We start from the raw sequence: 15032 nt of genomic DNA on the forward strand, positions 1-15032 counted from the left end.
AAAAATTATTAAGGGGGATCAATGAGATGAGCAGATTTGATGTATTTAGAGAAGCAGGAAATCCAATGTTTAATGATAATCAATTGAAATTGGGGATATTTGGTCCAAACGTAAATAACTCTTGTTCCATGACTCTAGCAAAAACGACATTTAAACCTGACTTTGAAACGAATGTAAAGATTGCCAAAATGATGGAGGATGCTGGGTACGAATGTATAGTACCAGTTGCACGTTGGCGTGGATTCGGCGGCTCCAGCAATTTCAATGGCAGCTGTATGGAAACGTATACTTGGGCAGCAGCTATGGCTGCTGTAACGAAAAAAATCTATCTATTTTGTACTTCCCATGTTCCTACGATGCATCCAATTGTGGCATCTAAAATGCTCTCAACCATTGATGAAATTTCAAAGGGAAGAATTGGCCTAAATACGGTGACAGGCTGGTTTCCAAAAGAAATGGATATGTTTTCTGGTAAGAAAATGGAACATGACAAAGGATACGAATACGCAACAGAATGGATGGAAGTAGTTTTAAGAATGTGGTCTGAACAATTTTTTGATCACAAGGGAGAATATTTTGAAATAAAGGATGGCTGGCAGGAGCCAAAGCCATCACAAAGTCCAAGACCTGTATTAATTAGTGCTGGAACATCCAAAAAGGGCCGAGAATTTTCTGCTAGATTCTCTGATTTTAACTTCGGATATATCGAATCAATGGAGCACTCTGCAGAATGGACTAATTATATGAAAAAACTGGCATGGGACCAGTATAAGAGAGAGATTAATACATTTACAACTGGTTTTGTTGTATGCCGTCCAACTGAGAAAGAGGCAAAAGATTTCTATAACTATTATGTTCGTGAACAAGGAGATTGGGAAGTAGCTAATATCATTTGTGATATGTTTGGAATTGAGTCATCATCAAACTCTATTGAATTCCTAACAAAGGCTAGAGAGAACTTTATCGGCGGCTGGGGAGGCTGGGCATTTGTAGGAACACCTGAGCAAGTAGCTGATCAAATGATCAAGCTATCTAAATCGGGTGTATCAGGAACATTGGTTTCTTTCCTAGATTATGTTGAGGAAATGCCTTATTTTAATGAAAATGTATTACCTCTATTAGAACAAGCAGGGGTTAGAAAACCTGTTAAGAAGGAACAGATCTCGGAGCGGGAGATTGACTTAATTGGTGCACTAAAGTAGACGAATAAATAAGGATCTGAATTACAAAAACAATAAGGATAACATGAATGGAGGTCAATAATATGGATCAATGGGTTCTTTATGGACGGTCTGGTAATCCATCATCTGACATTGCAAAAGCGTGGTTAACGAATAATGGAATTCCGTTTGAAAGTACTAGTATCTATGATTTAACAAAAGAAGAAATTGCAAAATTAGCTGATTTGATTCCTGGAGGGGCGCGAAAATTAGTATACCCAAATGTTTTTTCCTTTGCAATGATTAATCCTCAGAGGCAGACAGAAAGAGCATATATTGATAAGATTCAAAGCAATGATTTATCAGAGGAAGAAGTTCGAGAGCTCTTGGCTGATATGCCTTCACTTGTGATTACACCACTTATCACCAACTATAAAACAATTTTAGTAGGATACGATCTTGATTCGCTAGTTAATACCTTTAGGTTTGTAAAGGTAAAAGATGTAACAATGGCTTAAGTGCTTCAAGTAAGAGGCAGTTTACATTTTTTTGTAAAGTAGGTGTAGGATAAGTGCAAGTACTAGGGATTTGTGGAAGTTCAGCATCGAGCAGACGTACTCGGGCGTTAATTGAAAGCGCTTTAGAAGGTGCAGAAGCTGCGGATAATGATATTAGTATTGAAATCATTGACCTGTCACAAGCAACTCTTGATTTTTGTGATGGGAGGCCTATAGAAGAATATAATCTGGACACACAGCGAGTATTAGAAAAGGTAAAAAATGCTGATGCTTATCTTTTTGGCTCTCCCATGTACCGTGGAACAATGACGGGGGCGCTAAAAAATTTAATTGATTTAATCCCTGATGATTATATTAAGGGGAAGTCGGCAGGTCTTGTCGCAACAGGTGGCAGTGACCACCATTATCTAGGGCTTGATCTTGGGTTCCGAACGGCCTTGGCATTCTTTCGGGTCCATACAATTCCAGGGGTGCTCTACCACTCACGGTTTACAGTGGAAAATGGAAGAATAGTAGAAGATAAGATAAGAAACCAGGCGGAACAGTTTGGTAAAGATTTAGTTCGATTAACTAAAATTACTGAGGGAATGGTCCTGGGGCCATCATTATATTAAACAACATTTGGGAGGTATGAGATTTGAGTAACAGTGATGCAGTATCAGTATTTAAGCAGATTATGGGGAGCTATCCAACGGGTGTAACAGTAATAACAACAACAGATTCAGAGGGAACTCCATGTGGACTGACAGTCAATTCATTTGCTTCAGTGTCTCTAGATCCATTACTAGTTTTATGGTGTCTCGATAAAAGATCAGGTTCTATAGAAACATTCCAGCAATCCGAAGGTTTCGCTGTTCATATTCTAGCAGCTGATCAAAGTGAATTGTGCTGGGCGTTCGCAGGAAAAGATCCTGATAGATTCTCTAAGGCGGATTGGTCCATTTCTAAAAATAACCTTCCTGTCATTTCTAATTCCTTAGGAGTAATGGAATGCAAAAAAGTTCAAACGGTTGATGCTGGTGATCATTTGATTTTTATCGGCCAAATCATCGATATTGACAAACAGGATAAAGAACCTATGTTATATTTCCGTCGTAATGTTGGATTAATCCCTGCTGGCTGGCCGGCATAACATACACTCTTAGTAAAACGGATAGTTAATCCATAACTATCCGTTTCTATTAAGTAAGCAAATGGGGACGAAATTGACGTTTTTTCTAGCCTTTTTAGGCTGGCAGGAAACGAATGGGGGATTAAATTGAATAAACAAACAGAATTTATCCATTTGCCTGACTTACAATTTATTCAATTATGCATTACTCATTTTGGAATAAATCGAGGCGTTTACAATACGATTGATGCTTGGTTTTTTGAAAATGGAGTCATAGATATATTAAAGCGAAGAAAAAGAATTTATCATTTTCTTTCACAATGTCAGAGTAATTTAACAAAAGACGGAAAAATCAAATTTGGTCATGGAAATTTATCAAAAACGTTAACGGAATACTCACTAAACTATTATAAATCTTTTTCTCAAGTGACGAAAATTACGAACAAAGCACAATGATTTCGTTTAACTGTTCTTTAAGCTTTTAATACAGAAGGTTTGGAGGTATTTACATGAAGCAAAAAGCCTTAACAGGTTTAAAAGTATTAGAAATGGGTCAATTAATTGCAGGTCCTTCAGCAGGACGTCTTTTTGCAGAATTTGGAGCAGAGGTAATTAAGGTAGAGAATCCAAAAGAGGGTGACCCCATTCGTAAATGGCGTATCGTTGAAAATGGTACCAGTTTATGGTGGTATGTTCAATCTCGGAATAAAAAGTCTATAACACTCGATTTAAGACAGGATGAAGGACAGGAAATCATTAAAAAGTTAGCTATGGAAGTAGATATCATAATTGAAAACTTCCGCCCCGGAACATTGGAAAAATGGGGAATAGGTTATGAACAGTTAAAGGAAATGAATCCTGGATTAATTATGATTCGGATAAGCGGCTATGGGCAAGATGGACCATATAAAGATAAACCCGGGTTTGGATCTATTGGTGAAGCGATGGGCGGTTTACGATATTTGACTGGTTATCCCGATCGTCCGCCAACAAGAGTGGGAATCAGTATTGGGGATTCAATTTCCTCCCTATACGCCGTAATTGGAGCGTTAATGGCAGTCTACCATCGTGATGTTAAGGGGACTGGACAAGGACAAAGTGTAGACGTTGCATTGTATGAGTCTGTTTTTAGTTTTATGGAAAGCATGCTGCCTGAATATGACAGGACAGGAATAATCAGAGAGCGGACAGGAAGCACCCTGCCGGGAATTACTCCTTCCAACACATACCAATGTAAGGACGGGAAATATGTTGTCATTGGTGCGAATGGCGATGGTATTTTCAAACGCCTGATGACAATGATTGGACGAAGTGAGTTTGCAGAGGATCCTCGTTTTAGAAACAATGCAACAAGAACGGAACATGCGGAATTCTTAGATTCTACAATAGAAGAGTGGACACGCAGTTTAAACCTTAAAGAAGTTTTAGAAATACTTGATGAGGGTAAGGTTCCTGCCGGTTCCATCTACTCCATTGCAGATATTGTTGCTGATCCTCATTATCAAGCGAGAGAGATGATAAGGGAAGTATCAATCGACGGAATTGGAAAATTAAAAATTCCGGGAATTGTTCCAAAATTAAGTGAAACACCAGGTGATATAGATTGGGCGGGGCCGAAGTTAGGTCAACATAATGAAGAGATATTTAACAATATCTTAAAATTGAGCAAAGCTGAAATTGATAGGCTGATAGAGAAAGGGATTATTGGGAAATCAGAAGAGATAAAAGTATAAGAATTTAGCAGATTAACGAATGTGATTTCCTATATTTTCACAGTTTTAAGTAAATAAAGGAAGGGATTGATATGTATGGGAATGACGATGTCAGAGAAAATCCTGGCCAAGGCTTCTGGCCGATCTGAAGTAAAGGCAGGAGATATCGTGTGGGTAAAAGTCGATATTGCCATGATGCATGATTTATTGGGACCATGGCTGGTGGATGGTGCCTTCAAGCGATTAGGAGGAAAGTTGTTTGATAAGGAAAAAGTAGTCGTTGTTTCGGATCACTGTACTCCGCCAGCCACTGTGCAGCAGGCTGATATTTTAAAATACACACGCGACTGGGCACGAGAGCAAGACCTTTCCTATTATTATGAATTTGAAGGTCCCTGCCATCAGGTAATCGCAGAACACGGCCATGTTCGGCCAGGCCGTTTGATACTTGGAACAGATTCACACACATGTATGGCGGGGGGATTTGGAGCATTTGCGACAGGCATTGGTTCAACAGAAATGGTCGGAGTGTTATTAACTGGTGAAACATGGCTGAAGGTTCCAGAAACGATAAAGGTAGTTTGGGATGGAAAATTGCCTGATGGGGTTTTTTCGAAGGATATCGTACTTAAGACAATCAAAGACCTTGGACACTCAGGAGCAACCTATCAATCATTGGAGTTTTCCGGAACTGCCATCGAAGGCCTTTCAATTGATGAGCGTCTTGTTCTATCCAACATGGCTGTTGAAGCAGGAGCAAAAACTGGGCTCATTGAACCTGATGAAAAGGTAGTAAACTACTTACGGTCAAAGGGTGTAACCGATGAAATTGAATTGGTTAAGAGTGACTTTGATGCTACATATACACGCGTACTTCATTATAATGCTTCCGAATTAGAACCGCAGGTAGCTTGCCCGCACGAAGTCGATAATGTACATGATATTAGCATGATTGAAGGAAAAGACGTGGATCAGGTTTATCTGGGTTCCTGTACAAATGGACGGATCAGTGATCTTAGGATTGCTGCACAAATCTTGAAGGGCAAGAAAATTTCAAAAAACATTCGCTGTCTGGTTGTGCCAGCTTCCCAGCATATTTGGATGCAGGCTAATAAAGAAGGGATTTTAGATATTCTGACCGAAGCTGGCTGTATTGTGAACATGCCATCGTGCGGGGCGTGCGGCGGATTTACAAGTGGGGTAATTGGAGCAGGAGAAGTGGTGATGTCCTCTTCCAATCGAAACTTTAAAGGACGCATGGGCAGCCCGAAAGGTGCAGTGTATCTGGGTTCCCCTGCCACAGTCGCTGCAACAGCGATTGAAGGAAGGATTACCGATCCTCGTAAATATTTACTAAAGGAGGTCTACTAATGGCAGTAATCATAAGGGGACGTGTTTGGAAATACGGTGACAATATCAATACGGATATTATTTCACCCGGGCAGTATATGAGTTTACCGGTAGAAAAACAGGCAGAGTATGCCATGAGCGCCATTGATCCAAACTTCGCAAAAAAGGTTCAGCCTGGTGATATTTTGGTGGCTGGACATAATTTCGGTTCAGGTTCAAGTCGGGAAACGGCCCAAATGGTGTTAAAACATCTTAAGGTAGGTGCGATTATCTCCACCTCGTTTGCCCGCATTTTTTACCGAAATTCGATTAATGTCGGTCTTCCGGTGGTAGAAATGGAAGATACCTCTTTGATTCAAGAGGGAGATGAAATTGAAATTGATCTATTGGAGGGCAGAGTGATCAATCATACACAAGCTGCCGAATATAAAGGTACCAAGCTGCCTGCTCATTTAATTGAATTGGTGGAGCTTGGGGGATTGGAACCATACTTGGCGAAGAGGTTATTAACAAATAAAGAGGGTGAAATCGATGAATGTGCCAAAAAAGGTGGAAATAATTGAAGTCGGTCCAAGAGATGGTTTACAGAACGAAGCCAATTTTATTCCGACAGAGGATAAAATTTCACTAATCAATGCGCTCAATAAAACAGGAATAAAAAGAATGGAAGCCACATCTTTTGTTCATCCAACTTATGTACCCCAAATGAAGGATGCCAAAGAGGTGCTCGAAGGCATTGTGCAAGCTCCTTATATCCAGTATATGGCTTTGGTGCCAAATAAAAGAGGTTTTGACAGGGCTATCGAACAGGGAGTGCGAGCCGTTTCTCTTGTAGTTGGTGCCAGTAACAGCTTTAATCTTAAAAATGTAAAAATGACCAGAGAAGAGTCAATCCGGAAATTGGAAGATGTGATTTTAAAAGCAAAAGCAGAAGATGTTTTCGTTCGTTACAATATCGCTACTGCTTTTTGGTGTCCGTTTGAAGGAATTATGGATTCAAGCCTCGTTTTGGAAATAGCTAAAAGGATCGATCGTTTGGGTGTAGACGAAATTGTTTTTTGTGACACCATCGGCCGTGCCAATCCTAAACAAGTATACTCATTATTAAAAGATATGATGGAAATGCAGCCAGCTGCGATGATTACAGCTCACTTTCATGATACTTACGGATTAGCGCAGGCGAATATTATAGCTGCGCTGCAAGCAGGAGTAACACGGTTTGATGCTTCCATTGGAGGTTTGGGCGGATGTCCGTTTGCCCCGGGGGCAGCGGGTAATGTTGCTACGGAAGATGTGGTATTTATGATGAATGAATTGGGAATCGAAACAGGCATTGACCTTGAATCACTTCAATCTTGTTTAGGTTTGATCAGAAAAATATCCAATCGAGATTTAATGAGCCACTACAATATGATACTTGAAAACTCCTGTGTTTGAAGGAAGAAGGCATGTCAAAACTGTTTTAACGACTTTTAAAAAAACAAATTCCCACAAAAACAACTGGAGGGGATCTCGGTGAGTACAATTAAGGTAGTTATTGAACAATTAAAAAAAGGGAATCCTGTAATCCTGATTGATGATGTTGAGACTCATTCAAGTTATTTGATGGGCTTAGCCGAAACAGTAACTGGACAGTATGTCAACCTTATGACAAAAATCGGTAAGGGACTCAAATATGTTTGTATAAATAATAGGAAAACAAAACAGCTAAACTTACCTCTAATGGATGGGAAAAATAACCCAAATAAAAACTTTGCCATTTCTATTGATCATCATACCTCAACAACAGGAATATCAGCATTTGAACGTGCAAACACGATTAAAGCGGTAATGAATGAAGACTCAAAACCCGAGGATTTTATAAAACCTGGCCATGTATTCCCGCTAGTTTACTCAGATAATGGAATGTTGGATTATATTGGAGTTGTTGAAGCTTCTGCTGACTTGGCAAAAATATCTTCAAGCTTCTCAGGTATTACCTATTTATGTGAAATCCTCAATAAACAAGGAGATGTAGCCGCTATTCATGAGGTGGCAGACATCTCTAAAGAGTATAATATTCCTTCTATTAAAATCACAGAAATATTTAAATCTATGTATAATGCATCGATTTGCACCCTTGATGGTAAAGTAGTGCATGGGCAAAAACTTGGGAGAAAGCTTGGATACCCTACAGCGAACCTGGATTTGTACACTTCAAACGACTGTTTTAAAAATGGCGTCTATGGTGTGAAGGTGAAGTGGCGAGGGTTAACCTACTTTGGAGTAATGAATACCGGAGTGAAACCAACCCTTAATAACAATATGCAAAAATCTTATGAAATTCACATATTTGATTTTAATCACTCTATTTATGGAGAGGAAATAAACGTTGAGGTTAAATTTTTTATAAGGGAAGAGATAAAGTTTTGCTCGATAAATCAGCTTATTCAACAGATTGAAAAAGATATTCAGAAAGTAAAAGATACATTTGAATTACAACAGAAGGTTAAAATTGGGTCATAAATCTGTAATAGGTTAAATGTTAAAACTGTTTTGATAGTCGCCTATAAGAAAAGGGTGGTTATGTAAAACAAAGAGTATTTTTTACTAATGAGTAAACAGATATTTCAGCAGGATGCAGACGAAGTGCAGTTTGCCTGCCTACAAAAGTAAGTAAATTGGAAAATCAAAATTAAGGAATCTCAAATTTATAAATTATGATTAAAAGGTGAACACTTCAAAAAAGAGTGGTTCATCTTTTTTGTACTTATAAAGAGGTTTCAGTAACGGTTAAACGAAGAAATCACCCTATAGGTGCAGCAGAAGAAAAGTCAAATAAAATTCATAATTTTTCCATTCATTCGATCTTAAAAAACCTCATATTTAATATAAAAAGGAGTGATGGAATGAGTCGACTTGTTATGGTAGGATATTCCTTTTATTGCGGCTGGAACCACATCAAGAATGGGGCAAGAAGCCGCACTTGAGCTTTTAAGAGGATGTGAACAATTTAAAGCTTATCATAAGCATAAAATAAGTAAATATTTGTATAATTTAATGGATAAGTTTGGAAGGGAGGTGTCATATGTGGCCTGAGAAAATGGACATTGAAGAAGTTAAAGACAAGTGGGGAAATCCAAGAAAATTGTTCAAGGTAAATAAAAAGAAACCCTTTAAAGTCGATGGAACACTATCGATTGAGATTGTTCAAAAAGCATTTAATTTCGCATATGACATGAGTTTTGGAAAAAAAGGTAAACATCGAACAACCAGAACCGGTGGTGATGCCGAAAGGACCAATGGGGAGATATTTACAAACACATTCCAAGGGAAGTTATCAGAATATGGAACACGGGATTTACATGAACATTTCCCCGAAGAGACAGTTTCAAGCCGGCTCCATTTTTATTTATACACTTGGAAAAATATTTTAAAGTAGGCTGTTGGTTAGCTATGGTACCGGCATCATATTTGATGTCAACGGTGAAGGATTTATCTACTCCATTCGTGACAGGAATTATTGGGGGTCTCCATCTTGGTGGATAGCACCAATTATGATTGCTGGAATATTTGGGAGCCTGCCGAACGGTGGTTTGTGTTAATACAGTGCCGGACTTTCTCTCGAGAGCCTGGGATGGAAGCATAAACGGATAATTACCACGATAATAATGGCAATTATCGGATTTCTCTTATTATTTATAGGCGTCCAGGATGTATCCAATATGCTTCATTTTATATACGGGTTTGTAATTATCATCATAGTGGGTGTGTCACCTTGGTTAGCAATCAATCTAGTCGGACATTACTTAGTGAAGGGGCTCTATAAACCTTTAGATTTTCCCCGTCAAGCAGCTACTGGTACTCTAGCGGGTTTAACATTCCTGCTGTTATTACATGGACTATTGGTTTGATTGTGGGATTGTTGTTCACAAGCACTAGCATTTTCACCGGTTCACTCGTACCTGCCGTTGGAGGCATTGATTTGAGTTTTACTTCATCAGCGCTTATTGGGGCGATTTTATACTGCGCTTAAACTTTTTTATTACCAAATAGTTCCAGTTGTGTACCTGATGAAGTCACTGAGAATATAGTACCTTAAATTGTTGGTTAGGAAAGTCATTAAAATGGGGAAAATTTCTTAAACTAAGACGAACTTCTTTTAAAAGGAGTTCGTTTTTTTTTGAAGGCTTTTTTTATGATGAGTATTTTTAGTGAGAAATCTTAAGAAGAGTATGGCTTGAAAAGTAGATGCTACTTTAATGTATTCAAGAAAGAATTATTAGCAATTGATAGCTCCATCCGTAGGAGGTTGCTGCCCAAAGATTAGCCAGGACTTGATTAATCAAAACATATTGGTAAGCCGTATGTCTTAATAGGACATGTGGGTTCCGCTATTCCCTCTTTCTAGCAAACTGCTTTTTATATGCATCAGAAGAAATGGAGGATTATCCAGTAATGATATAGCCTACTAAAAAAGTCTGATATAATAAAAAAATAAATTTTTTTAAATTAGGTGGCGGCGCTAATGTTTGCTGATGTAAATATTCAAGAAATAAGTTCGACTATCACCAAGTTGTTTCAATCCTTTCCTGTTAGGGTTGAAGTAGTGTTGCAGGATGATGACCAAAAGTCACTGCCACTAAAGTGTCCGATCATTAGTAAAATCAAAAAGACCGGTATAGATGTATTCATTCGTAATAAGGCAGAGCACAGTACGTGTGAAGTATGTTCTCTGAAAAATGATTGCCTGGCTGAAACCACTATTATTAAGCCCATAACTAAGCACAAAAAAGTAATAGGGGTTTTACTGGTTACTCCCCTGGATGGACAGGCAGGCTGGCTGAATAAGAACTTCGATAATATTGAAATCCAGCTTGACTTTTGCTGTGAATGGATCAGCAATAAAATTGAAAATGATGATTTGAAAAAGGAAAACAGCTTGGTTTTGGAAGAAATGATTGGCCTGTTTTCTTTTATTCAAGAACCCATTTTAATCGTTGGCCTTGATGGAACGATTCATAGCTTGAGTAATAATGTCAGCAAGGAGTTTAACAAAAGCAAGACGGTTTTACTGGGCGAAAACATCAACGAAATAATGACTGCTTCCGATTGGTTGAAAATAAAGAATGTCAAAAACCAACAGGATTTTAAAATATCTATTCCTTTTTTAGAAAGCAAACAAGCAGAACATATGGCGAAAGTTAAACCGCTTCTAGCAAATGGAGAAATCGTTTCATTTCTTATCAAGTTGACATCTATCCATGATTCAAAAAAGAAAATGACTGAACAAAGAGTCCTCTACACGTTTAAAGATGTGAAAGGAACGAGTGACTCCATTCAAACGGTTGTTGACATTGCCAAACGAGTGGCACCCAGTGATACCTCCATTTTACTGAGAGGGGAGAGCGGGACTGGGAAGGAAGTTTTCGCACAAGCGATCCATCAGGCAAGCAATCGAAGAGATGGTTCGTTCATTGCATTGAATTGTGCTGCCATTCCTGAATCATTGTTGGAAAGCGAGCTTTTTGGACATGTTAAAGGAGCTTTTACTGGTTCAAGTGGAGACAAACCAGGCAGATTCGAAATGGCCAATGGCGGGACGATCTTTCTTGATGAAATTGGAGACCTGTCGCTCCATTTGCAGGCAAAACTGCTGAGGGTTGTCCAGGAGAGGAAAATTGAGCGGGTTGGAGATACGAAAAGCACTCCCGTTGATGTCCGAATTATAACTGCCACTCATCGCAATCTTGAAGAGCTTGTAGCAAAGGGCGAATTCAGAGAGGATTTATACTACCGGCTAAATGTCATTCCCATTACGATTCCACCATTAAGAGAAAGAAGAGAGGATATTCCGCTCCTCGTTGAACACTTTTTGAAAAAATTCTCCAGGGAGCTATTCCGCTCACTGAAGAGACTTTCTAACGATGTATATGAAATCCTCCTTAGTTATCAATGGCCAGGGAATATCAGAGAACTGCAAAATGTAGTCCACCATTTTGTCCAATTAGAGATTGGTGATCTGGTAACCATGGAAAGCCTGCCCAAATATTTAAGCGATTTATATGTTAATGGCACAAAAATTGAACAGGTTGATAGCCTTGCTGTTTCAGGTAAAAGGAATACCCATGTGGAAGAAAAAGATTTGATCATTGAATTATTGGATCAGTATGGCAGGGATACTCCTAGTAAAAAGAAGGTTGCGAAACACATGAATATCAGCTTGCCTACTTTATATAGAAGAATTAGCAAATTCAATATTAAATAATCAACACTAGTTGAGAAAATTGAGAAAATATGAGATAAATTGAGAAAATATGAGAAAAGATATGATTACCGGTTCTTATCGGTTATTTTTGGCTTTCTCATTATTTTAAAATTCTCATAATTCACGTAAATTAAATCTTGTCATTCCCATCCACCCCGGGCTTGATGGGGATTTCTTTTTTTTGGCACACTTCTTGCATTATAAAAAGAAAGGAGCAACAACCTATGTCTTGGCAAATTAAAAAGCAGGATATACCACTATTGGCATTAGGAGCAAAAATCTTATCTTGTGGCGGAGGTGGTGATACCAAGACGATACAGAGTTTATTAATGTCGATCATGACGAATAAGGACTCAATAACCGTAAAGTCCATTACTGATATAGAGGAAGAATGGATTGTTGCGGTCGGCATTATGGGTTCTACCATTTTATATGATGAAAACATCCCCAGCGGCCAAGAGGGAGTCCAAGTCCTTGATGTTTATGAATCGACCAGTCAAACAAAAGTCGATGCACTTATCCCTATAGAAATTGGCGGCGTGAATGCCCTGACTCCTTTAGTAACTGCGGTCATGAAAAACTTGCCTGTTGTGGACGGAGATGGAATGGGAAGGGCTTTTCCTGAGATATCTATGACAACCTTTCATCTCTCGGATATTCCTTTATCACCATTCGTCCTGCAAACACATGATGAAAGCACTTTAATTGATGGTTTGGAGGATATAGATAACATAGCAGAATTGGCAAAAGAATTTATTGTGAGAAATGGAGGGTATGCCCATTTCCTTTGTTACGCTGCTACTGGAAGAAAAATGAAAACATCTATGGTTCCAGGATCATTAAATTTAATTCATCGGTTAGGAACTGCCGTCAAAAAAAATACACAAATAAGCCGAAAAATTGAAGAGATGCACAGGGTGTTCGAAAACTCAATTTATGGAAAACCTCTGGAAATCATCAGTGGTGTGGTTTCTGAGGTTAATCGGTGGTTTGAAAAAGGATCATTAATTGGAAAGCTCGTAATAGATGGGCTATCCGTTTTTTCAAATAAAAGAATTGAAATAGAATTCAAGAATGAGTTTATTTCTATAAAAGAGGATCAGTATATTTGTACAACGCCTGATCTCATCCTTGTTTTGAATGAGGAAAATTTATTCCCATACAATGTTTCCGAGATCCAGGCGGGTCATTCCGTTATTATTTTCGCGCTACCAGCTCCAACCATTCTTCGAACAAAAGAAATGCTTGAGCTCGTGGGTCCACAAAACTTTGATTTAACCATATCCTATAAACCCCTGCCTGGAGAATTAGATCATGAAACTGGGAATTGATGTGGGAGGAACAAATACAGATGCAGTGATTGTCAGGAATGATGGCAAGCTTCTTTCCTGGTCGAAGCACTTAACAACGAATGATATTATTTCTGGAATTGAGTTGGCTGCGAAAGAAGTGTTAAAAGAAGCAAACATCCCGCCAGACCAAATAAAAGGTATTTTCTTAGGTACAACTCATGTGCTTAACGCACTATATCATCCTGTCAATCTTTCTAAAACGGCGCTTATCCGTATCACGAAAAAGCCTTCGTTAATTGAACCAGCTTTACTTTGGCCCGAAAATTTAAAGAAATATATTTCAAAGGTTTATCACTTTAAAAGTTCTTATGATTACACTGGCAAAATAAAAGGACAATCAACGCCAAATCCAGATGAAATCGAGCAATTGTACCATGATATAAAAAAATACGGTATTGAGTCAATCTGTATTGTGGGAGCCTATTCCCCGTTATATGAAAGTGAAGAACGGGAAATTCGCGACCGCATTAAAGATTCTTTTCCTGAGATACCTATCACAATGTCTCATGAAATTGGAAGTACCGGATTCATAGAAAGAGAAAATGCCACACTTTTAAATGCAATAATATCCAAGGTGATCCGCCAGGCAATGATTGATTTATCGACATTATTTAAGAAACTATCATTAGAATGTCCATGTTGGTTAACTCAAAATGATGGCTCACTTATGGAAATCCAGGAAGCGATTGATTACCCCATTTTAACAATTGGGTCCGGGGTCACCAACAGTATCAGAGGGGCCAGTATCTTGAGCGGCTTGGACCGCTGTATCGTCGTCGATGTTGGTGGAAGTACGATTGATATTGGAAAGATCCAGAACGGGCAGCCGGAAGTTTCTATAGGTTCGACATCTATTTTGGATATAGATGTAAATATGCGGGTTCCAAAAATGTATTCCCTTCCTTATGGAGGAGGCAGTCTCATTTCAATTGAAGAAGAATCAGTTCAAATAAAAGAAACGATTGCCAGCGATATTGAACAGCAGGGGATATCATGGGGCGGTGACACTTGGACATTAACCGATTCTTTCCTTAAAATTTATCCAGATTCCTTTTTAGATGAAAAAATAACATTAAAGGGATTAGATAAACTGTCAGAGGATGACTGTCAAAAAGTGATTAAAACAGTGACGGGTGAAATCAAGAAAAAGATATCCAGACTCAAGCAGAGTAATGAAGCCCTTCCGGTTGTTTTAGTTGGCGGAGGAAGTTCATTACTTGTGAATAGGTTATTTGAAAAATACCAAAAAGTTTTCCATCCCGCTGGCTTTCATATTTGCAATGCAGTTGGCGCCTGTTTCGCACCTCTTAGTGCCCAGGTGGATAAAGTGTTCTGGCTGAGAGACAAGACGAAACAGGAAATAATCGATGAGGAAAGGGAACAACTGGTTCAACAACTGTTTCTGAAAGGAGCAAAAAGAGAGAGCATTGAGCTGGTATCTATAGAAGAGTTCCCCTTTGATTATATGAAAGGAGAGGTTTTGAGAATCCGTTTGAAGGCTGTAGGAGAATTGGAGTTTATTTCTGAAGGAGGTGATAGGGTCGTTTAATTTTTTTGCGGGATAAATATTCGGAAAATTCCA

General features: G+C 38.7%; 16 protein-coding genes. All 16 read left to right on the forward strand.

What is annotated here, in order from left to right:
* Positions 1 to 26: 26 nt before the first annotated feature.
* Entirely contained in the window at positions 27 to 1202 is a 1176-nt protein-coding gene (locus ACE198_RS10390; RefSeq protein WP_375375495.1) for an LLM class flavin-dependent oxidoreductase, read from the forward strand.
* Positions 1203 to 1264: 62 nt separating this feature from the next.
* Positions 1265 to 1678 (forward strand): thioredoxin domain-containing protein, encoded by a 414-nt coding sequence (locus ACE198_RS10395; RefSeq protein WP_375375496.1) that lies wholly within the window; start codon positions 1265 to 1267, stop codon positions 1676 to 1678.
* Positions 1679 to 1731: 53 nt separating this feature from the next.
* On the forward strand, positions 1732 to 2292 hold the full coding sequence (locus ACE198_RS10400) for an NADPH-dependent FMN reductase (protein WP_375375497.1): 561 nt from the start codon (positions 1732 to 1734) through the stop codon (positions 2290 to 2292).
* Positions 2293 to 2315: 23 nt separating this feature from the next.
* Positions 2316 to 2810: a flavin reductase family protein gene (locus tag ACE198_RS10405; RefSeq protein WP_375375498.1), complete on the forward strand. Its 495-nt coding sequence runs from the start codon at positions 2316 to 2318 to the stop codon at positions 2808 to 2810.
* Between the two features lie 126 nt (positions 2811 to 2936).
* On the forward strand, positions 2937 to 3245 hold the full coding sequence (locus ACE198_RS10410) for a hypothetical protein (protein WP_375375499.1): 309 nt from the start codon (positions 2937 to 2939) through the stop codon (positions 3243 to 3245).
* A 53-nt stretch (positions 3246 to 3298) separates the two neighbouring features.
* Positions 3299 to 4522, forward strand: coding sequence for a CaiB/BaiF CoA transferase family protein (locus ACE198_RS10415; RefSeq protein ID WP_375375500.1), 1224 nt, complete (start codon positions 3299 to 3301; stop codon positions 4520 to 4522).
* Positions 4523 to 4609: 87 nt separating this feature from the next.
* Positions 4610 to 5872, forward strand: coding sequence for a 3-isopropylmalate dehydratase large subunit (locus tag ACE198_RS10420; RefSeq protein ID WP_375375501.1), 1263 nt, complete (start codon positions 4610 to 4612; stop codon positions 5870 to 5872).
* The gene (locus ACE198_RS10425; protein WP_375375502.1) at positions 5872 to 6414 is read left to right on the forward strand and encodes a LeuD/DmdB family oxidoreductase small subunit; all 543 of its coding nucleotides are present in this window, start codon (positions 5872 to 5874) and stop codon (positions 6412 to 6414) included. The genes ACE198_RS10420 and ACE198_RS10425 overlap by 1 nt, the downstream gene beginning before the upstream one ends.
* Positions 6383 to 7288, forward strand: a complete 906-nt coding sequence (locus tag ACE198_RS10430; protein WP_375375503.1) for a hydroxymethylglutaryl-CoA lyase — start codon at positions 6383 to 6385, stop codon at positions 7286 to 7288. Before ACE198_RS10425 ends, ACE198_RS10430 begins: the two co-directional genes overlap by 32 nt.
* A gap of 78 nt (positions 7289 to 7366) precedes the next feature.
* Positions 7367 to 8356: a 3,4-dihydroxy-2-butanone-4-phosphate synthase gene (locus tag ACE198_RS10435; protein WP_375375504.1), complete on the forward strand. Its 990-nt coding sequence runs from the start codon at positions 7367 to 7369 to the stop codon at positions 8354 to 8356.
* A 562-nt stretch (positions 8357 to 8918) separates the two neighbouring features.
* Positions 8919 to 9272 (forward strand): hypothetical protein, encoded by a 354-nt coding sequence (locus ACE198_RS10440; RefSeq protein ID WP_375375505.1) that lies wholly within the window; start codon positions 8919 to 8921, stop codon positions 9270 to 9272.
* Positions 9273 to 9555: 283 nt separating this feature from the next.
* Positions 9556 to 9744 carry a hypothetical protein gene (locus ACE198_RS10445; protein ID WP_375375506.1) on the forward strand — a complete coding sequence of 63 codons (189 nt, stop codon included), beginning with the start codon at positions 9556 to 9558 and terminating at the stop codon, positions 9742 to 9744.
* Positions 9723 to 9866 carry a hypothetical protein gene (locus ACE198_RS10450; RefSeq protein WP_375375615.1) on the forward strand — a complete coding sequence of 48 codons (144 nt, stop codon included), beginning with the start codon at positions 9723 to 9725 and terminating at the stop codon, positions 9864 to 9866. Before ACE198_RS10445 ends, ACE198_RS10450 begins: the two co-directional genes overlap by 22 nt.
* Positions 9867 to 10358: 492 nt before the next feature.
* On the forward strand, positions 10359 to 12098 hold the full coding sequence (locus ACE198_RS10455; protein ID WP_375375507.1) for a sigma-54 interaction domain-containing protein: 1740 nt from the start codon (positions 10359 to 10361) through the stop codon (positions 12096 to 12098).
* Positions 12099 to 12322: 224 nt separating this feature from the next.
* Positions 12323 to 13429, forward strand: a complete 1107-nt coding sequence (locus tag ACE198_RS10460) for a DUF917 domain-containing protein (RefSeq protein ID WP_375375508.1) — start codon at positions 12323 to 12325, stop codon at positions 13427 to 13429.
* Positions 13413 to 14999 (forward strand): hydantoinase/oxoprolinase N-terminal domain-containing protein, encoded by a 1587-nt coding sequence (locus tag ACE198_RS10465; RefSeq protein WP_375375509.1) that lies wholly within the window; start codon positions 13413 to 13415, stop codon positions 14997 to 14999. Before ACE198_RS10460 ends, ACE198_RS10465 begins: the two co-directional genes overlap by 17 nt.
* Positions 15000 to 15032 lie beyond the last annotated feature (33 nt).

Origin of the sequence: Neobacillus sp. KR4-4 (genome assembly GCF_042136325.1) — a bacterium.
In the GTDB taxonomy this organism is placed as follows: domain Bacteria; phylum Bacillota; class Bacilli; order Bacillales; family Cytobacillaceae; genus Neobacillus.

Excerpts from the sequence above, each read along its gene's own strand:
- ACE198_RS10460 (WP_375375508.1), top strand. The coding sequence starts at position 12,323 with ATGTCTTGGCAAATTAAAAAGCAGGATATACCACTATTGGCATTAGGA.
- ACE198_RS10455 (WP_375375507.1), top strand. The coding sequence starts at position 10,359 with ATGTTTGCTGATGTAAATATTCAAGAAATAAGTTCGACTATCACCAAG.
- ACE198_RS10415 (WP_375375500.1), top strand. The coding sequence starts at position 3,299 with ATGAAGCAAAAAGCCTTAACAGGTTTAAAAGTATTAGAAATGGGTCAA.
- ACE198_RS10395 (WP_375375496.1), top strand. The coding sequence starts at position 1,265 with ATGGATCAATGGGTTCTTTATGGACGGTCTGGTAATCCATCATCTGAC.
- ACE198_RS10420 (WP_375375501.1), top strand. The coding sequence starts at position 4,610 with ATGTCAGAGAAAATCCTGGCCAAGGCTTCTGGCCGATCTGAAGTAAAG.
- ACE198_RS10465 (WP_375375509.1), top strand. The coding sequence starts at position 13,413 with ATGAAACTGGGAATTGATGTGGGAGGAACAAATACAGATGCAGTGATT.
- ACE198_RS10430 (WP_375375503.1), top strand. The coding sequence starts at position 6,383 with ATGAATGTGCCAAAAAAGGTGGAAATAATTGAAGTCGGTCCAAGAGAT.
- ACE198_RS10440 (WP_375375505.1), top strand. The coding sequence starts at position 8,919 with ATGTGGCCTGAGAAAATGGACATTGAAGAAGTTAAAGACAAGTGGGGA.
- ACE198_RS10390 (WP_375375495.1), top strand. The coding sequence starts at position 27 with ATGAGCAGATTTGATGTATTTAGAGAAGCAGGAAATCCAATGTTTAAT.
- ACE198_RS10445 (WP_375375506.1), top strand. The coding sequence starts at position 9,556 with ATGCTTCATTTTATATACGGGTTTGTAATTATCATCATAGTGGGTGTG.
- ACE198_RS10425 (WP_375375502.1), top strand. The coding sequence starts at position 5,872 with ATGGCAGTAATCATAAGGGGACGTGTTTGGAAATACGGTGACAATATC.